Origin of the sequence: Arthrobacter sp. P2b, assembly GCF_900168295.1 — a bacterium.
In the GTDB taxonomy this organism is placed as follows: Bacteria; Actinomycetota; Actinomycetes; order Actinomycetales; family Micrococcaceae; genus Arthrobacter.
In genome coordinates this window covers 1-17,745 of sequence record NZ_FVZL01000027.1, presented here as the reverse complement: position 1 = coordinate 17,745, position 17,745 = coordinate 1, and the positions used below count along the sequence as shown (strand labels likewise).

The following is a 17,745-nucleotide window of genomic DNA, read 5'->3' as shown; positions in this document are numbered from 1 at the left end:
GCCACATCCGGCCCGATCTTGGCGTTTGAGCGGGCAGGGAGTGACCCCGCGTTGCTTTCAGATGGCGTGTCAGCGCAGCACGATGTCCACCGGATTAGCCTCCGACCGCCACGCTCCCTCTTCGCCCGGGCGCGGCCGGATCACGGGAGCGGTAAGGACGCCGGACCGGTTGGTGCGCCTGTCCCGGAGAATCTCGGTCACGGAGCCGAGGTGCCGGGACAGGTCGATCACGTTCTCCGGAGCTGCGAGCAGGAGCTGGAAGCCGAATTCGTGCAACGCCTTGATGCCGGCGCCCGCGAACTCTTCAGAGGCCAGCACAAACGCCTCATCCATCATCACGGTGCCGTACGTCGTGAAGCCCTGTTCGGCAATGCCCAGCTGGTAGCTCAGTGCCGCCGCCATGATGAACGCCGTGAAGCGCTGCCGCTCACCGCCGGACATTGACCCGGTATCGGCGTGCATAAAGACCTCGGTCTTCTTGCCGCCACGCGGCCCCGTCACCTCGCGGTGCTCTTTGCACTGGATGAACAGGTGCCCGCGGACGTCCAGCACCTCGGCCCGCCAGCGACGGTCCTCCGGGGCCTGCGAGCCCAACCGCTTAACCAAGGTTTCCAGCGACTTGTAGCGTGCGGTGAGCTCGGCGTCGTCGTCCCGCTCCGGGGCCGCGTTGTCCCTGCCGGCCTCGGTCCTGGCTGGCCTTGTGTGCCGGGCCTTGAGGGCGTTCTGGATGGCGTCCTTGAACTGCTTGGCAGTAGGCGGCAGGGTCTGCTTGATGTCCAGCTCCAGGAAGCTGCCCTCGTGGAAGTTCACCTGGGAGAGAATTCCGTTCAGCGGGAGGATGCGGCTGGTGATGGAGCGCCGTTCCTCATCGAGCAGGTGCAGCAGGGTGCTGAAGGACTCGTGGGTCCGCTGGTTGAAGAACTGCCGGAACTCGGACTCCTGGGCGGGCAGGCCGTCGCTGACGATCGCATGGTAGCGGCTCTCGAAGTCGCTGGCAGCACCGATGGTGGTTCCATGGTCTGCGGAAATGGCGCTGCCCCATTCCCGCACGAAACCCTCAAAAATGCGGGTGAGCCGTTCCGCCGTGGCCTGCCCGCGGGACTCCGCCGCGTGCAGTTCGCCCAGAAGGGCAGTCCGCACCCGGTTGGCCAGGTTGTCCAGCTCGTGCATTTCCGCCACGTCGCCGAACTCGGCGAAGTAGGGGTCCAGAGCCGTGACCGTGGCGTCCGACGGCGGCGCCTGGGCCAGGCGTTCCCGGGCCCCTTCCAGCAGCGAATCGGCGGTGGTGAGCTGCCTGTCCAGCGCCTTGTACTCGCTTTGCAGGACCGCGGCCGCCTCGGTGCTGGACTGGTGCTTCTGCCGCATCTCCTCGATGGTGGCACGCAGGGGCTCCAGGTCCGCCTGCGCAGCCAATGCGTCCTTCAGCCGCTGCTCGATCCTGGCCAGTTCGTCCGCTGCAACCGCCGCGGACACCTGCTCCCAAGGCCGGTGGTCCTCGGCGATCCGCCGCAGGGCGTCAAGCTGCCGGCTCATGCCCTGATGCGAATCCTCGCGGCTTTGGGCCAACTCGGCTGCCTTGGCAACTTCCTGCCGGAGGTCCTCCACCTGGCCGGCCACGAGTTCCAGCTTGGCGGCGTTGTCGAACCCCAGAACGTAGTCCTGGCGGCTGGTGAAGCGGTCATCCTTCTCCACCGTGTGGCGGTTGCGCTTGACCACGCCGCCCAGGCTCAGGCCCTTGTCCAGCGCGGCCAGTTCGTCCGGATCCTCCACGCACGGGAAGGCGAAGTCGAGGGCGATCCGCTCGCGGATCCATGCACCCGGCTCAGCAGCCGTGCCTGTGGCGAGGATGTCCAGCTTGGTCAGCAGGTCGCCGTCGCGCACGTCCTCCACGGCAAGCGCGCCGCCGGCCAGGGGCTTGGACACGTCCACCGCCCGCAGCGCACCGCGGACGTTGTGGCCGTTCAGGTACCGGGTTACGGCTCCAAAATGCTCGCCGGGAACCAGGAGGGTGGTGGCAAGGCTGCGGAGGGCGCGTTCGGCGGCGGGCCGCCAGCGCTCCTCGCCCTCGGCCAAGTCCATCAGCTCACCCGCGAACGGCATCCGGTCCTCGGGGATGCCGGTGGCGGCAGCAATTGCGGCACGGTTTTCAATGCTCGACGGCGGCAGCAGGGACTTGCGCGTCCTCAGGGACACGAGCTCCTGCTCAGCCGCTGCCAGCTCGCGCTTCTTCGTCGCGTGGGCGTCAAAGGCCTCGAACCGCAGCTCCTGCAGCGCCTGCGAATCGTCCTTCAATTCGGCGGAACGGGCCGCCGCCTGCTCGTGCGCCTGCTCCCAGCCCTCCGCCGTCCACTCAAGCTGCAACCCGGCGTCGGCCAGGGCCTGCTGCGCCGCCTCCTCCACCTGCCGGCGGAGCTTCAGCCCCACCCGCGCGTTCTCCAGCGACTGCTCGATGGCTGAAATCGCGTTGCCGCCCTGGCTGTTGTAGTCGGTCTCCAGCTCGCGCAGTTCCTTGGCCAGCCCGTCGCGGACGGAACGCTCGGCGCCGAGCTCTTTGGCCTTCGCCTGGGCCAGCTCCTTGAACCGGGCCAGCGTTTTCTGGTGGACCGTGACCGCCAGCCGCTGCCTGTAGGCCTCAAACTCACCGCCCGCCAGCTCGCGGAGCCGGTTGGCGTCCAGGAGCGACTGCGCGTACTCCCGGTTCAGGCCCGGGACGGGAGCAAGCTGGTCCCGCTGCTGCCGGACATCCTCCAGCCGCTGCCGGATGGACATCAGGTTGCTGAATTCCTCCACCACGTCATCCGCGGCGGCGAGGGTGGCCGGGGCGTCCAGGACCTGGTCCCGGAAGAAGGTGTTGACGCTGCCGCCCAGGCCCTTGCCCGCCTGGATCACGCGCAGGAGCGGAAGCGCCTGGTCCGAGTTGATGCCCAGCAGGCGGCGGAACCGCTCGGCGAAGGCCTTGTGGACGTCGAAAACCTGCGCGTGCGGGAACACCGTTTCCAGCGCAGCCTTCGTGAACCTCTTGTCCGCGATGCCCTCGACCGCTTCCAGGTCCAGGGGCACGGTGTCGATCAGGTAGAACCGGCCAACGCTCGACTCCGTACCGTTTTTCGGCAGGTCGAACAGGGCCGAAACCGTCACCTTAGTGCCGGCGGCGTTGTCGAACGTCAGGGCGACGGCGGACCAGGTGGCACCCGGCCGCTGGAAGGCACTCGCGGAGCCCTCGCCCACGGCCTTGTCGCCCACCTTGCCGCGCATGTACGTGAACGTGGTCCGCTTGTCCTCCACAGCCCCGCCCGACCGCTGCGCAGCAGCCTCATTGGACCGCGGGCGGGCATCGAAAACCCGCAGCATCGCGTCGAACAACGTGGACTTACCAACGCCCGAATTACCCGTCAGCAGCGTTCCGTTCCGGTCCACGTGCATTGTGTGCGCCCCGTGGAACGTTCCCCAGTTGACCACCTGCACCAACGCAAGCCGCATCTGGCCGGGGTTCGTCACTTCTCCGATCGGGAGCATGCTCGCGATACTCATTTGGCACCCCCATCTTCGGTGGTCATGGCTGGGTACGACGACGGTCCTGCGCCTTGAGGTAGCTCACCGTCCGCAGCGGCGTCGTCATCCACTTCCTGCGGGTCGCTGTCGAGGTCCAGGAGGGGTTCTGTTCCTGACTGGTCGGTGGAGGCTGCAACCAGGGCCTCAATGTGGGCCGGGATGTCGCCGATGTTTTCGAAGGGCAGGGCCAGGGGCAGGGCGTTGGAGATGGTGTAGACGTCATCCAGGCCCGTGGGCAGGAGGAGTTGGCGGGCCAGGAGCTTGGTGATGGCCCGGGTGACCACGTCCGAGTCGCGGAGGGCGTCCTGTTGGCCGGCGGGCTGGTAATGGGTGACCAGGTCCGCGATTTCCTCGCGGGTGATGGTGGGGTCGGTCTGGGCGGTGACGTGCCGGTCCAGGAGCAGGCGCAGCCGGAGGAGCACGATGGTCTCCACGCGGCTCAGTGCGCGCTGCTGCCTGAGGATGCTGGAGCGGGTGCTGCCGCCGATGGCGTCGGGGTCCACGGGGCGCAGGACGGCGATCTTCCGTTCGTGGTCCAGCTGCATGGCAAGGAAGAGCTCGGACAGGCGGCTGCGCAGGATCACCTGGTTGTCCAGCAGCACAGTCCACAGCTTCTCGTCGCGGCCGCCGTCAATGTACGGACCTTTGAGCAGCTTCACCAGCGCCTGCCGGACCTTCATGGACAGCACCCCGGTGTCCCCCGGGAAGAGGGCAGCGCCGTCGATGAAGGCGTCGCGGGGCGTGACTCCTCCGGTGGTTGCGGGGGTCCAGGCGTCCTGGGTTTCGACAGGCTCAACCACCGGAATGTCAGGCTCAACCACCGGGACTTCAGGCTCAACCGCCGGCTCGACTGCCGCGGTCTCATCCGCCGTCGTCATTTCTTCAGTCATCAGAATCCTTTGCGAGCGTGACCATGGGCAGGTAGGCCCTGCGTGTGGTGCCGTCTATCTGTTCGAAGTCCAGGCCGTCCCAGGCGCCGCGGTTGAAGTCCGCCCCGGCGTGCAGGGCCTGCGAGAGGAGGGCGCGGATGGTGTTGATGTGCTGCTCCTCGGGCGGAAGCTGCTGCCACGCGTCCGCGAGCGTCGCGGCTCCGGCCATGGCGGAGCGGATGACCTCGGGTTTGGCCTTGCCGGTCCTCGGCGAGCGCACCCGGTCAGAGTCCGTGAAGGCGATGGGGTCCGCGAGTTTTGGCGGGGCTGCGAACTCGTCGGGGTCGAAGAGCTTCACCATGGACAGGGACTCGAAGCCGGCGTTGTAAAGGACCGGGCCGGGCACCAGGCCCGGCCGGTCGCGTTCGTACGGGAGGGAGCGGATGGCCTGCTCGGCTTCGCGCAGGACCTGGCGGAGCCGGACGGACTGGCGGAAGTCGTCGCTTTGGACGTAGGTGTTGAGGCTTTCGCTGAGTTTGCCGTAGATGCGCTGGATCTGGCTGTGCTGCTGGCGCAGTTCAGCCACCAGGTTCTTCAGGGTTTCACGGTCCTCGGGGCTCAGGTCGTCCGCGAACTGCCGGCTGAGCACCTCCCCGATGGCGGACCGGAACCTCAGTTGCTGCTGCGGGTCCTCCAGGAAGGCCGTGAAGGAGCGGAAGGTCCTGCCTTCTGGGCTTTGCCGGAGCCGCTTGTCCGCCTCCAGCACCTGGGCCATGGTGGCACCCTTGCTGAGCGATTCCTCGATGATCTGGTTGCGGAGTTCTCCCACCAGTTCCTCGATCCGGTCACGCATCTTCTTGTAGTCAGCGGGGAGGCTGGCGGCTAGGTCGAGGATGTTTCCTGCGGCTTCCACCGCTTCGTCGTCGTCCAGCAAACCGTCGAACTCGCCGCTGGCGATGTCCTGGATCAGCTGCTGGCGCTCTTCGATCTCCTCTTCGAGGGACTCAAGGCGTGCGCTTTGGTCCGGGTTGGTCTCGTTGGCGAGCTTTTCCACGTCCCCCAGCAGTGTGCCCAGCCGCGACCCGTTCAATGTGGAGCGTTCGCTGGAAAGGCTGTCCAGGAAGGCGAGCACGCGGGCGGCGGGTTCGGTGACTTCGTAGACAATCTGGCCGGACTGGTTCCGGCGGGTCAAAAACTGCCGGCGCGTCCATTCGTCACCGAAGGACTTCCCGTTGGCTCCGCCGCCCAGCCCCGGATCCTGCCGCCGCAGTTCCTCAAGGAAGGAGTCGACGTCGGCGTGGAACTCCTCGAGCGGCAGTTGCGGACGGGTGCGGGTAAAGGAAGCCTGCAGCACCGCGATCACCCAGGGGGCCGAACGCGTCAGCGCCCAGGCAGGTCCTTTGGTGAGGAGTTCGAGGTCCCGAAGCCGGGCGCTGATGGCGTCAGCGGATGACCTGGCGGAGCGGGGCACACACTCTCCTTGGGCTGTTTGCGGGGCGGGGGCGGCGGCAGGAACGGAAAACTGCCAACTACAAGGTTAACGCAGGCGCCGCGACCACTCCGTGACCTACTTAGCGGTAGTGTTTCGATCCCATATCAACAGCTGCCCCAGGCTGCCGCGGCTCTGGCTGGCCACGCGAGCGTACCCCTACGCTTCTGCTACTGATCTTCACCAAAAGCAACGTGGCAGCAGGGGGACTCATGCAGTTCGATCTAAGCGCAGTGGAAACCAGCACTCTGGTCTTTATCGGAACGCTGGTGTTCGCCTTCATCCTGGCAGCATTCGTGGTGGTGGCAGGGCTGATTGCCCTGGTGCTGCTCGGCGCGGGAAAGCTGACCTGGATGGTGGTGGTCAATACGCTTCTGGGCGTCGTCCACGGCATCAACGCAGGATGGGACCGGCTGGTGCACAGCGCCTCCGCCGCCGAAGCTGGCGGGGACTTCCAGGCCCAGGCCTCCCCTAGCACCGGAACTTACCCGCGGGTAATATTGAGAGACAGCTAAAGGGTTCTCCAACCCGGCGGATCCATGGCTACACCGGCCGATCCGGCCAAGGAGATGACCCATGACCTCCGCAACTGACTCCCCCTCCACCCAAGCTCCCGGCACCGACGCGCCGCCCGCAGAGGTTCCCGTCGCGTCAAGCAGTCTCGGGTCCGACGCCACCGCCGAGGATGCCCGGGCGCTTGCCGAGGCCTCGCGCGAGACCGGCTGGGACAGGCCCAGTTTTGCCAAGGGCCTTTACCTGGGCAGCTTCGACCTCAGCCTCATTCATCCCTGGCCTGCTGCCAGGGATGAAGACGTGGAACGCGGCGAAGCGTTCATGGCCCGCCTGGCCGAATACGCCCGGACCCTGTCGGGAAGGGTCATTGAGCGGGACGCCAAGATCCCGGACGAATACCTTCGGGGCCTCGCCGAACTGGGCGTCTTCGGCATGAAGATCCCGCGGGAATACGGCGGCCTGGGGCTCTCACTGGTGTACTACGGCCGCGCCCTGGCGCTGCTGGGCAGCGTCCATCCGAGCCTTGGCGCCCTGCTCTCTGCGCACCAGTCCATCGGCGTGCCGGAACCCGTGAAGGTGTTCGGGACCCCCGAACAAAAGCGCGAGTACCTGCCACGGTGCGCAGCCGGGGCCGTCACCGCCTACCTGCTGACGGAACCGGACGTGGGCAGCGATCCCGCCCGCATGGGCAGCACGGCAGTTCCCACCGAGGACGGCCAGGCCTACATCCTTGACGGCGTAAAACTCTGGACCACCAACGGCGTCATCGCCGAGCTGGTGGTGGTGATGGCAGTGGTTCCCGCGCACACCGACGCTGACGGAACCGAGCACAAAGGCGGCATCAGCGCCTTTGTGGTGGAAATGGATTCCCCCGGCATCACCGTGGAGAACCGCAATACCTTCATGGGCCTGCGCGGCATCGAAAACGGCGTCACCCGCTTCCACCAGGTCCGTGTTCCGGCGGCGAACAGGCTGGGGCGCGAGGGACAGGGCCTGAAAATCGCCCTCACCACGCTGAACACCGGCCGGCTTTCCATCCCGGCGCTGTGCGTGGCCTCCGGCCGCTGGAGCCTGAAGATCGCCCGCGAGTGGTCCAATGCGCGGGTCCAGTGGGGGCAGTCCGTCGGCAAGCACGAGGCAGTCAGCAAGAAGATCGCCTTCATCGCCGCCTCCGCCTTTGCCCTGGACGCAGTCTTCGAACTCTCCGCCGAACTTGCCGACGCCGGCCAGAAGGACGTACGGATCGAGGCGGCACTGGCCAAGCTGTGGTCCACGGAGACCAGCTGCCGGATCGCCGACGAGCTGGTGCAGATCCGCGGCGGCCGCGGTTTCGAGACGGCCGAGTCCCTGGAAGCCCGGGGCGAGCGCGCCGTTCCGGCTGAACAGCAGCTGCGGGATCTTCGCATCAACCGGATTTTCGAAGGTTCGTCGGAGATCATGAAGCTCCTCATTGCCCGCGAAGCCGTGGACGCCCACCTCGCCGCCGCCGGCGACCTCGCGTCGGTCACGGCAAGCTTGCAGGACAAGGCGAAGGCAGCCGTCGGGGCCTCGGGTTTTTACGCCAAGTGGCTGCCCAAACTGGTGGCCGGGGCCGGAATGGACCCCCGCTCCTACAGCGAATTCGGGCGGCTGGCCAAGCAGCTGCGGTTCGTCGAAAGGTCCTCGCGCAGGCTGGCCCGCCAGACTTTCTATGGCATGGGGCGCTGGCAGGCCAACCTGGCGTACAAGCAGGCATTCCTGGGCCGGGTGGTGGACATCGGTGCCGAGTTGTTTGCGATGGCCGCGTGCTGTTCCCGCGCCGAGATGCTCCTTCACACCGCGCCGGAGCGGGCGGCGAGCGCCTACGAGCTGGCCGAGGCATTCTGCGAGCAGGCGCGGGTGCGCGTGGACGAGTACTTCGATCAGCTCTGGCGGAACACGGACGACGGCGACCGCGGGCTGACGCGCAAAGTCCTCGCCGGCGATTACACCTGGCTGGAGGAAGGCATCCTGGACCAGTCCGAAGGGACCGGCCCCTGGATCGCCGATGCTTCCCCCGGCCCCTCGAAAAAAGCCAATATGCACAGGAACTACAGGTAAAACCGCAGGTCACAAAATAGTAAGCACGCTTGCTATCTCTGTAACTGGGTGGTTGAGTTGAGCCATGAGCAGCTCAACCGACCCAGAGAACCTGCCCCCGCGGCGAGCCCGGGAGGATGACAACCGGAGCGGAAGCTACCGTGCCGCAGATTCGGACAGCCAGAGCACCCGCTCCTTTGAGCAGGTGCCGGCAGCAGATGCGGAACCGGCCTCCACCTATACGGAGCGGTCCGCGCCGTACGCCGAGCGGGACTACACTCCTGCAGCGACTGCCCCGGCGCCCGTTGTTGACCCCGGCCTGACCGACCGGCAAACCGCCGTCGCGCGGGAAAAGGAGCAGTTCGGCGGCATCAAAGTGGGCTCGGCCTTCTTTGGCTGGCTGACGGCCACCGGTATGGCGGTCCTGCTGACAGCCCTGGTGGCTGCGGCCGGGACCGCAGTGGGCCTGGCGAGCAACACGGACGTCAACGAAGCCGTGAACCAGGCCGCCCAGAACCAGGGCACGGTAGGCCTGGTGGGCATCATCATCCTGCTCGTGATCCTCTTCCTCTCCTACTACTGCGGCGGTTACGTTGCAGGGCGCATGGCGCGCTTCAACGGCGCCAAGCAGGGCCTGATGGTGTGGATCTGGGCGCTGATCGCCGCCATCGTCATCGCCGTCCTCGGAATGGTGGCAGGCCAGCAGTTCAATGTGCTGGCCAACCTGAACAGCTTCCCCCGCATCCCCATCAACGAGGGGCAGCTGACCACCACCAGCATCATCGCCGCCGTCGTGGTAGCGGCTGTCGCCCTGGTGGGTGCCGTGCTTGGCGGGCTCGCCGGGATGAGGTTCCACCGCAAAGTGGACCGGGCCGGGTTCACGCCGGACAACGACCACGACGAGTAACCTGGTGGGCGAGCCATGGCTTCTTCGGTTCTGTCCCGCTCGTCAGGCGAGGACCTCTCCGTCCAGGTAGTACCAGCGGCCGTTTTCCCTCGCGAACCTGCTCACCTCGTGCAGGACGCCGCGCCCGTTCCCGTCCCGGTAGTGGGCCTTGAACTCGACCGTTCCCTCGGTATCGAACGGACCGCCGCGGCTGGCGGAAAGAACATCCAGGCGCCGCCACTCCATGGCCGGGTCCAGGGGAAGCTCGGCCGGCGCGGTTTCCGGATGCCAGGTGCGCAGCAGATAACCGGCGTCCAGCAGGAAAAATGCACTGTAACGGGAGCGCATGAGCTGCTCGGCGGTGGCGGCCTCCGCGGCACCGGAATGGAAGCGCCCGCAGCACTGTCCATATTGCTCTCCGGACAGGCACATGCAGCGTTCCTGTCCCCGATTTTCAGCCATATCCCGATGTTGTCATATCCGGTAACAGCTTCGATACAACCTCGGACCCGCCGCTGCGCGCGGCGGCATGCTCCGGCAAAAATCCGTATGGTGGAGAAGGACTGCTGCCCTGGCGGAGAGGAGAGATGACGTGGACAATCCGGATACGCTCATCCTCAACCTGACCTTCCTGGGCACGGTGGGCGTCGCATTCCTGATGTTTTTTGTCCTCTTCCTGCTGGGGGTCATCACCCTGGTGCTTGCCGGCGTCGGCCGCCTGGCCGCGGCCGTTCTGATGGGCCTGTTCGGCAGGCGCGTCCGTAAGGACTCCATCCCGCTCGTCCAGCTGTACGGAACGCGGCTCGCGGACCAAAGAGGCGCGGACCAAAAGGACGCGTCCGACGACGGTGCTGCCGCCGCACCCCCGTCCGGCCCGGCACGGGCAGGGCTGCTATCAAGGACCTTCGGCAGGACTGCCGCAGGGAAGCCGCGCGACTGGCGCGCCGCCCTGAAGCCGGCACACCTGAAGTCGGCGCTGCGCACCGCCGTCGTCCATCATCCCGCCCTGACGGCCGCGCGTCGCGAACCACCGGTCCTGGCTGAGGACTGGGCCTCGGCCGTTGCCGAGGCGGATTCCCGGGCCATGGCCAGGACGCGCGCAGCGGCGCCGGAGATCAAACTGTCGGTGCGGGACCTGCCGGATCCACAGGTCCCGGCCGAGAAAGTGGTGGAGGTGGCCCCGCTCGTGGAGTCGTCCCTGCATAACCACCGCCCTCTCCGGGAGGTTCCGCCCTCCTTCAAGAAACCCCAGCACCCCGAGCCGCTGGCACCGCTGGACACCGGATCGCTCGTGTCGCTCACCGGCCCGCAGGTGCTGAAAGGTTCGGCGCCCGCCCAGAAAAGGTCAGCCCCCGCGGGTACTCCCGAGAAGGGCAAACAGCCCTTACCCTGAGCAACCATCTGGGCTAGCGTGAAACCCATGGAATTCAGATACCTCGGAAACAGCGGTTTCAAAGTCTCGGAAATCACGTTCGGCAACTGGCTCACCCACGGCTCGCAGGTGGAAAACGACGTCGCCACCCAGTGTGTCCGGGCAGCCCTCGACGCAGGCATCAGCACCTTTGATACGGCAGACGTCTACGCCAACACCGCAGCGGAAACAGTCCTCGGCGAAGCGTTGAAGAGCGAGCGCCGCGAATCCCTGGAAATCTTCACCAAGGTCTACGGGCCTACCGGCCCCAAGGGCAAGAACGATCTTGGCCTCTCCCGCAAGCACATCATGGAGTCCATCAACGGCTCACTGCGCCGGCTGCAGACCGACTACGTGGACCTCTACCAGGCCCACCGCTACGACTACGAGACGCCGCTCGAAGAGACCATGCAGGCGTTCGCCGACATCGTCCGGCAGGGCAAGGCGCTCTACATCGGTGTCAGCGAGTGGACCGCCAAGCAGCTCCGGGACGGCCACGCACTGTCCAGGGAGCTGGGCTTCCAGCTCATCTCCAACCAGCCCCAGTACTCCATGCTGTGGCGGGTCATCGAGGCCGAGGTGGTGCCGGCGTCGGAGGAACTGGGTGTGTCCCAGATCGTCTGGTCGCCCATGGCCCAGGGCGTCCTCAGCGGCAAGTACCTTCCCGGCCAGCCCGCCCCGGAGGGCAGCCGGGCCACGGACGAGAAGGGCGGGGCCAGGATGATCGAGCGCTGGATGCGCGACGACGTCCTGTCAGGAGTGCAGGAACTCAAGCCCATCGCCGAGGAAGCCGGCCTCTCCATGCCGCAGTTGGCGGTGGCCTGGGTGCTGCAGAACCCCAACGTGGCCTCGGCCATCGTGGGTGCGTCACGGCCGGAGCAGATCGCGGACAGCGTGGCGGCCGCCGGCGTGAAGCTGGAGCCCGAGGTCCTCAAGAAGATTGACGATGCCATCGGGTCGCTGGCCGAGCGTGACCCGGCGCAGACCAAGTCGCCGGCCAAGCGGGAGGCGTAAGCACATGGCGTCCGCTTCGGATCTGCCCGGCCTCGCCGTTACCGGATCCACCGGCGGGCTGGGCGGGATGGTGGCCCGGCAGCTTGCCGCGGCCGGTTCCGCCCAGCGCCTGCTGGTGCGGGACGCCGGCCGCGCCCCGCAACTGGACAACGCAACATCAGTGGTGTGCTCATACTCGGATTCCGACGCGGCGCGCCGGGCCCTGGACGGCGCCAAGGTGCTGTTCATGGTGTCCGCCGCGGAGACCGAGGACCGGGTGCAGCAGCATGCCGCCTTCGTGGACGCAGCCGCCGCAGCAGGGGTGGAGCACGTCGTCTACACCTCGCTGTACGGGGCGGCGCCGGATGCCACTTTTACGCTGGCCCGCGACCACTACGCCACGGAGGAGCACATCCGGACGTCAGGCATGAAGTACACGTTCCTGCGGGACAACTTCTACCTCGACTTCCTCCCGCGCCTGGCCGGGGAGGACGGCGTGATCCGCGGCCCTGCCGGCGAGGGCGCCTTTGCCGGCGTTGCCCGGGAAGACATTGCGCGCTGCGCCCTGGCCGTCCTGCGCGATCCCGCCATCCACCAGGGCAAGACGTACAACCTCACCGGCCCCGAGGAATTGACCCTGGCGCGGGCCGCCGAAGTTATCACGGAAGGGACCGGGCGGACCGTCAGCTTCCAACCGGAGACGGTGGACGAGGCTTATGCATCGCGGGCACCGTACGGCGTACCGCAGTGGCAACTGGACGCCTGGGTCAGCACCTACACGGCCATGGCGGCAGGGGAAATGGCCGGCGTCTCCCCGGATGTCCACGGGCTCACCGGCCAGGACCCCATCAGCCTGGCGGAGTTCCTGACCCGTCCGGTTCTGTAGCTGGCGCCACCGCCGGGGAAGCCTCAGGAAGGCGTTGACGGGCCGGCGGGGGCGGGCGTAAACCTGTGGCAAGGCATCATCGAGCCCCAAGAGCGTCCCGCCGAGCAGAATCGCACCCGCCATGAAGCAGATCCACGACAACCTGCAGTCCGCGTCTCCAACCGAAAGTCGTGGGGAACCGGCCGCGCTTCCGGCCGGTCCCACCACCGGTCCCCTGACACCGGAGGAGCTGCAGCTTTCCGCGCGGAACCACTCCATGCCGCTGGAGGCGTTGCGCCGGGACGTCACTCCCCCGGGACTGCACTACGTCCTCACCCACTTCGACATTCCTGATATCGATTCCGCCTCCTGGCACCTCCGGATCAGCGGGGCGGTGGAGCGGGCGCTGGAACTGAGCATGGCCGCGCTCCGCAAGGACCCCGCCATCACCGTGCCTGTCACCCTCGAATGCGCCGGCAACGGCCGGTCCCTCCTCACGCCCCGGCCGATGAGCCAGCCCTGGGTTATGGAAGGAGTGGGCACCGCGCATTGGACGGGCGTTCCCCTCGCCTACCTCCTGGGAAAGGCGGGAGTGCTGGAGAACGCTGTGGAGGTGGTCTTCACCGGGGCCGATGCCGGGGTCCAGGGCGGCGTCCCCCACCATTACGCGCGGAGCCTGCCGATCCGCGAAGCGCTGCGCGCCGACGTCGTCCTTGCCTACAAAATGAACGGCACCGAACTGCCGCCCCAGCACGGCTATCCGCTGCGCCTGGTGGTCCCGGGCTGGTACGGCATGGCCAGTGTGAAGTGGCTGCAGTCCATCGAGGTGGTCGCGGCCCCGTTTGCCGGCTACCAGCAGCGGGTCGCCTACCGCTTCCAGGACTCCGCGGACGACGCCGGCACACCGGTTTCGCGGATCAGGGTGCGATCGCTGATGGTCCCGCCGGGCGTCCCGGACTTCTTCACGCGGAAGCGGATCCTGACACCGGGACCGGTGCTGCTGCAGGGCAGGGCATGGTCCGGCGAGGGTGCGGTGACGGGCGTCGAAGTGGGCATCGACGGTACATGGCTGCCCGCCCAGCTGGACAAGCCGGCCGGCGGATTCGCGTGGTGCAAGTGGACGCTGCCGTGGGTGGCGGATCCGGGCGTGCATGAGCTCTCCTGCAGGGCGACGGATGCCACCGGCGCCACCCAGCCGCTGGAACAGAACTGGAATTACCAGGGGCTGGGCAACAACATGGTCCAGCGCGTCAGTGTGACAGTCGAATGAGCTTGCGCTGAATATCAAAAGGTGCCGGGCTATACTCGGTGCCAGCCATGACCAGCCTTCCTTCCTCCCCCGCCAGCGTCCGTATTGATGCGTGGCTGTGGGCCATCCGCGCCTACAAAACCCGCTCCGCCGCGACGGCGGCTTGCCGTGCGGGGCATGTCCGGCTGAACGGCAGCCCGTCCAAGGCGTCTGCCACCTTGGTGACCGGCGATACCGTGACCGTTCGGATGCCGGGCTACGAGCGGATTCTTGAAGTGCGCCGGTTGATCGCCAAGCGTGTTGGCGCGGAAGCGGCCTCACACTGTTTCACGGACCACACCCCGCCGAGGCCCATCGCGCCCGCGCTCGGCCTGCCGCAGCGGGACAGGGGTACCGGCCGGCCCACGAAGAAGGATCGCCGCGAGATGGAACGTCTCCGCGGCCCTGCATGACGGACCTGGTCCTCGCGTCCGTGCGGCAACCGGGTTCGGATACGGTTGCCGACATTCACCTTCGGGACGGTGTGGTCGCCGCGATTCGTTCCGCAGACGTACCGCTGGGCCTGCCCCGCAATGTTCCATCCGTGGACTGCGGCGGTCGGTACGTCATTCCCGGACTTTGGGACGAGCACGTCCACTTCACGCAATGGGCCATGCACGCCAACAGGCTTGACCTCTCCAAGGCGACGTCGGCACGTGAGGCTGCTGCCGCCGTCGGCCGCTGTCTTGTGGCAGAAAAGCCCGGTGGGGCGGCGGTCACAGTAGGGGTTGGATTCCGCGATGCCCTGTGGCCGGACGCCCCTGCGCGGGACATGCTTGACGCCGCCACCGGCGAACGGCCCGTTGCCCTCATCAGTCACGACCTGCACTGCGTGTGGGTGAACACGGCTGCCGCCCGACTGTATGCGCTCGAAGTGGACGCTTCCGGGCTGCTGCGCGAGGAACCCGCGTTTCTGCTGACGCGCGAGCTGGGCCGGCTGCCCGATTCCGTGGTGGACGAGTGGGTCAACAAGGCCGGGCATGCTGCCGCCGCCAGGGGCGTGGTGGGCGTGGTCGATTTTGAAATGACGTGGAACAGGGACCCGTGGCTGCGCCGGATTTTTGCGGGCTTCGATTCCCTGCGGATTGAGGCCGGGGTCTATCCGGCGGATCTTGAGCGGGCCGTTGCAGCGGGCATGAAGACGGGCAAGGAGCTGGACGGCGGCAACGGGCTGCTCCATGCCGGGCCGCTCAAGGTGCTGATCGACGGTTCGCTCAACACGCGGACTGCCTTCTGTGTGGACCCTTACCCCTTCGGTGGGCACGGGTTACTGACGGTGGGCGAGCCGGAGTTGCAGGCTTTGTTGGAGCGGGCGCGGGACACCGGGTTCGTTCCTGCCGTCCATGCAATCGGCGATGCCGCAAACCGGGTGGCTCTCGACGCCTTTGAGCGGGCCGGAGTGGGCGGCCGGATCGAGCATGCCCAGTTCATCCGCCGGGAGGACTTCCCGCGGTTCGGAGCCTTGGGTGTGGTGGCGAGTGTCCAGCCCGTTCACGCGTTGGATGACCGGGACGCTGCGGAGTCCAACTGGCTTGGCCGGACTGACCGGGCGTTTCCGCTGGGTTCGCTGCTGGATGCCGGCGCTTCGCTGGTTCTTGGCTCCGACGCTCCGGTGGCTCCGCTTGATCCGTGGGCCGCCATGTCGGCCGCCACCACACGCTCGGCCTTCGACGGCCGCGAACCCTGGCAGCCGCAGGAGGCCGTAACGCGGGAGCAGGCGCTCTGTGCCTCTACACGAGGGCGCGGCGTGGTCCGGATGGGCGACCCAGCTGACCTGGTGCTGCTCGACGCCGACCCGCTGTCGGTTGCGGACCCTGACCTCGCGTCGATGCCTGTGGCCGCCACACTGCTTGGCGGGCGTTTTACGTACGACGGCGGCCTGGCTGGGTTCTGAGTCGCCGCACCCTTCGTTGTTGTCAGGTTCGTCCGCGCGTCAGCTTCCGGCTTTGGTCCGCGCCTGGACCAGGTTCGCGAACGGAAGTTTCCCGAATTCCTCTACAAAGGCTGCGTGGTAAGCCGCTTCTGCGGTACTGAGTTGCCCTGCAGGCAGTTTCTTCCACGCAATCAGGAGGCTGCCCGCGTCTGCAAGCTGCCAGATCAGTCGGCCATCCCAGTGCCCCGGCGGCTTTCCCTGGCCGAAGTCCACAAATTCCTGGATCTGACGGCGGAGGCCGCGGTTGCCTTTGCTGCCCGGGCCCGCCTTGCCGATGTAGAGGACGGCTGCGTCATCTACCCATTCCGCCGTGATTGTTGGCTCCGGCAGGGTCGGGTCCTTTTTCTTGAAGACGCCGGCGGTGCTCTTCTTGAGGTAGTGGGGCTGGAAGTTTTCCGGGCGTAGGACGGCGAACAGTCCGGTGGTTTGCGGGATCCTCATGATTTCGAGGTCCTGGATGGGCCGGAACCCTGAGAAGCCCTCGGCTTTCAGGCCCTTCCTGGTGAATTGCATAGTCCCATTGAACAGGATCCCTTCCGGGTGTCCGGGCCACGTTATCCACATAGGAACTTTGGCTCCGGGCAATTGTCACACCCTGCTGGAAGACTTTGTTTATGGAAGCGGCTGCGGCGTTGGCAGGGGTAAGCGGGGCGGGCATTCTTGGTGTGCCGCCGGTTCCTGCTCAGCCGTCGGTCACTGATGTTCGGGAGGCCCGTGTTGCTGTCCCGTATGTCAGCGGAGCCTTGGAGGCCCGTTTGGCTGTCCCGTCGGTCACTGATGTCCGGGAGGCCCTGGATGCGGTGCCTCTTTGCCTTGATGGTGCGGGCATGATTGATCAGCTGCGGGAGCTGGAGGATTTGAAGTCGGCCGCGGCTGCGAAGCAGGCCGATATTGCTGTTGCCTTTGATTTGTTCCAGCGCCGGATCCAGGCCGCGGCCGGGGTTCCTGCCGGGGAGCTGGGCGCCGGGGTTGGTGCCCAAGTGGCGTTGGCGCGGCGGGAGTCCCCGGCGCGCGGAGGGAGGCTGCTGGGCCTGGGCAAAGCCCTGGTCACCGAGATGCCGCGAACGTTCGCCGCCCTGCAGAACGGGCAGTTGAATGAATGGCGCTCTACGCTGGTCGTGCGGGAAACAGCCTGCCTATCGGTCGAGGACCGGCAGGCGGTGGACGAAGAGCTCGCCGCGGACACCGGCACCCTTGACGGGTTCGGGGACCGCGCCATTGTTTCCGCTGTCCGTGCCGCGGCGTACCGGCGGGACCCGAAGTCCGTGGCGCGGCGGGCCAGCCGTGCCGTGACCGAACGCAATGTGAGTCTTCGCCCGGCCCCGGACACCATGACCTATCTGACAGCACTCCTTCCGGTCGCCCAAGGCGTCGCGGCCTACGCGTCCCTCACCCGGGACGCTGATGCCGCTCGGTCCCGCGGTGATGAACGGTCCCGCGGCCAGGTTATGGCCGATTTCCTCGTCGAACGCGTCACCGGCACCCCCGGCGGGATCGCCGGGATCGACATCCAGCTCGTCATGACCGACCGCACCCTCTTTCAAGGTGACAGCGAACCCGCCCGGCTCACCGGCTACGGCACCGTCCCCGCACACTGGGCGCGCGAGACCATCCTGAACAGGACAACCGGCACCGGTTCAGCGGGGATGGCCGCCCCGGACGCTGGTTCTGGCACTGCTGTTGGTGTTGGTTCTGGCTCCGGTTCTGGCTCCGGTTCCGGTTCTGGCTCCGGTTCTGGTTCTGGTTCTGGTTCTGGTTCTGGTTCTGGTCCCGGTTCCGGTTCTGGTTCTGGCTCTGGCACTGCTGTTGGTGTTGGCTATGGTGCTATTGCTGGCACTTCTGATCAGCATGAATTGTCCGTCTGGGTCCGCAGGCTCTACACAGCCCC

Annotated in this window: 15 protein-coding genes; 10 read left to right on the top strand and 5 right to left on the bottom strand. The window is 66.9% G+C overall.

Annotated elements, in window-relative coordinates:
• Window positions 1-69 precede the first annotated feature (69 nt).
• The 3 genes from B5520_RS21515 to B5520_RS21505 are packed head-to-tail and all read right to left on the bottom strand — an operon-like array spanning window position 70 to window position 5,892.
• Window positions 70-3,531: an ATP-binding protein gene (locus B5520_RS21515; RefSeq protein WP_079599106.1), complete on the bottom strand. Its 3,462-nt coding sequence runs from the start codon at window positions 3,529-3,531 to the stop codon at window positions 70-72.
• Complete coding sequence (locus B5520_RS21510; protein ID WP_254865667.1) at window positions 3,528-4,442, bottom strand: DUF4194 domain-containing protein; 915 nt, start codon at window positions 4,440-4,442, stop codon at window positions 3,528-3,530. Before B5520_RS21510 ends, B5520_RS21515 begins: the two co-directional genes overlap by 4 nt.
• Window positions 4,435-5,892 (bottom strand): DUF3375 family protein, encoded by a 1,458-nt coding sequence (locus B5520_RS21505; protein WP_079599105.1) that lies wholly within the window; start codon window positions 5,890-5,892, stop codon window positions 4,435-4,437. The genes B5520_RS21510 and B5520_RS21505 overlap by 8 nt, the downstream gene beginning before the upstream one ends.
• Window positions 5,893-6,122: 230 nt before the next feature.
• Between B5520_RS21505 and B5520_RS21500 the strand changes: the two genes are divergently transcribed.
• The 3 genes from B5520_RS21500 (at window position 6,123) to B5520_RS21490 (ending at window position 9,388) form a co-directional block, all read left to right on the top strand.
• Complete coding sequence (locus B5520_RS21500; protein WP_079599104.1) at window positions 6,123-6,425, top strand: hypothetical protein; 303 nt, start codon at window positions 6,123-6,125, stop codon at window positions 6,423-6,425.
• Window positions 6,426-6,486: 61 nt separating this feature from the next.
• Complete coding sequence (locus B5520_RS21495; RefSeq protein ID WP_079599103.1) at window positions 6,487-8,502, top strand: acyl-CoA dehydrogenase family protein; 2,016 nt, start codon at window positions 6,487-6,489, stop codon at window positions 8,500-8,502.
• A gap of 64 nt (window positions 8,503-8,566) precedes the next feature.
• A complete protein-coding gene (locus B5520_RS21490) occupies window positions 8,567-9,388 on the top strand; it encodes a hypothetical protein (protein WP_079599102.1) in 822 nt (273 codons plus the stop codon).
• A 42-nt stretch (window positions 9,389-9,430) separates the two neighbouring features.
• Here the strand turns inward: B5520_RS21490 and B5520_RS21485 are convergent, their stop codons facing one another.
• Window positions 9,431-9,799, bottom strand: a complete 369-nt coding sequence (locus B5520_RS21485) for a YchJ family protein (protein ID WP_079599101.1) — start codon at window positions 9,797-9,799, stop codon at window positions 9,431-9,433.
• Between the two features lie 160 nt (window positions 9,800-9,959).
• Here B5520_RS21485 and B5520_RS21480 point away from each other — a divergent pair, with 160 nt between their 5' ends.
• From B5520_RS21480 to B5520_RS21455, 6 genes are all read left to right on the top strand, one after another.
• Window positions 9,960-10,760, top strand: coding sequence for a hypothetical protein (locus B5520_RS21480; protein WP_079599100.1), 801 nt, complete (start codon window positions 9,960-9,962; stop codon window positions 10,758-10,760).
• 27 nt (window positions 10,761-10,787) lie between these two features.
• Entirely contained in the window at window positions 10,788-11,792 is a 1,005-nt protein-coding gene (locus B5520_RS21475) for an aldo/keto reductase family protein (protein ID WP_079599099.1), read from the top strand.
• Window positions 11,793-11,796: 4 nt separating this feature from the next.
• Window positions 11,797-12,657, top strand: coding sequence for an SDR family oxidoreductase (locus tag B5520_RS21470; RefSeq protein WP_079599098.1), 861 nt, complete (start codon window positions 11,797-11,799; stop codon window positions 12,655-12,657).
• A gap of 121 nt (window positions 12,658-12,778) precedes the next feature.
• Window positions 12,779-13,906: a sulfite oxidase gene (locus tag B5520_RS21465; RefSeq protein ID WP_079599097.1), complete on the top strand. Its 1,128-nt coding sequence runs from the start codon at window positions 12,779-12,781 to the stop codon at window positions 13,904-13,906.
• A 47-nt stretch (window positions 13,907-13,953) separates the two neighbouring features.
• Entirely contained in the window at window positions 13,954-14,337 is a 384-nt protein-coding gene (locus B5520_RS21460) for an RNA-binding S4 domain-containing protein (RefSeq protein ID WP_079599096.1), read from the top strand.
• Window positions 14,334-15,818 carry an amidohydrolase gene (locus tag B5520_RS21455; protein WP_079599095.1) on the top strand — a complete coding sequence of 495 codons (1,485 nt, stop codon included), beginning with the start codon at window positions 14,334-14,336 and terminating at the stop codon, window positions 15,816-15,818. Before B5520_RS21460 ends, B5520_RS21455 begins: the two co-directional genes overlap by 4 nt.
• A gap of 39 nt (window positions 15,819-15,857) precedes the next feature.
• Here the strand turns inward: B5520_RS21455 and B5520_RS21450 are convergent, their stop codons facing one another.
• The gene (locus tag B5520_RS21450; protein ID WP_079599094.1) at window positions 15,858-16,370 is read right to left on the bottom strand and encodes a hypothetical protein; all 513 of its coding nucleotides are present in this window, start codon (window positions 16,368-16,370) and stop codon (window positions 15,858-15,860) included.
• Between the two features lie 314 nt (window positions 16,371-16,684).
• Between B5520_RS21450 and B5520_RS21445 the strand changes: the two genes are divergently transcribed.
• On the top strand, window positions 16,685-17,745 hold a 1,061-nt coding region (locus tag B5520_RS21445; RefSeq protein ID WP_254865666.1), incomplete at its 3' end, for a DUF222 domain-containing protein.

Coding starts and splice junctions, on each gene's coding strand:
- B5520_RS21515 (WP_079599106.1), bottom strand. CDS start 3,531: ATGAGTATCGCGAGCATGCTCCCGATCGGAGAAGTGACGAACCCCGGC.
- B5520_RS21460 (WP_079599096.1), top strand. CDS start 13,954: ATGACCAGCCTTCCTTCCTCCCCCGCCAGCGTCCGTATTGATGCGTGG.
- B5520_RS21490 (WP_079599102.1), top strand. CDS start 8,567: ATGAGCAGCTCAACCGACCCAGAGAACCTGCCCCCGCGGCGAGCCCGG.
- B5520_RS21475 (WP_079599099.1), top strand. CDS start 10,788: ATGGAATTCAGATACCTCGGAAACAGCGGTTTCAAAGTCTCGGAAATC.
- B5520_RS21510 (WP_254865667.1), bottom strand. CDS start 4,442: ATGACTGAAGAAATGACGACGGCGGATGAGACCGCGGCAGTCGAGCCG.
- B5520_RS21450 (WP_079599094.1), bottom strand. CDS start 16,370: ATGCAATTCACCAGGAAGGGCCTGAAAGCCGAGGGCTTCTCAGGGTTC.
- B5520_RS21485 (WP_079599101.1), bottom strand. CDS start 9,799: ATGTGCCTGTCCGGAGAGCAATATGGACAGTGCTGCGGGCGCTTCCAT.
- B5520_RS21455 (WP_079599095.1), top strand. CDS start 14,334: ATGACGGACCTGGTCCTCGCGTCCGTGCGGCAACCGGGTTCGGATACG.
- B5520_RS21465 (WP_079599097.1), top strand. CDS start 12,779: ATGAAGCAGATCCACGACAACCTGCAGTCCGCGTCTCCAACCGAAAGT.
- B5520_RS21470 (WP_079599098.1), top strand. CDS start 11,797: ATGGCGTCCGCTTCGGATCTGCCCGGCCTCGCCGTTACCGGATCCACC.
- B5520_RS21495 (WP_079599103.1), top strand. CDS start 6,487: ATGACCTCCGCAACTGACTCCCCCTCCACCCAAGCTCCCGGCACCGAC.
- B5520_RS21500 (WP_079599104.1), top strand. CDS start 6,123: ATGCAGTTCGATCTAAGCGCAGTGGAAACCAGCACTCTGGTCTTTATC.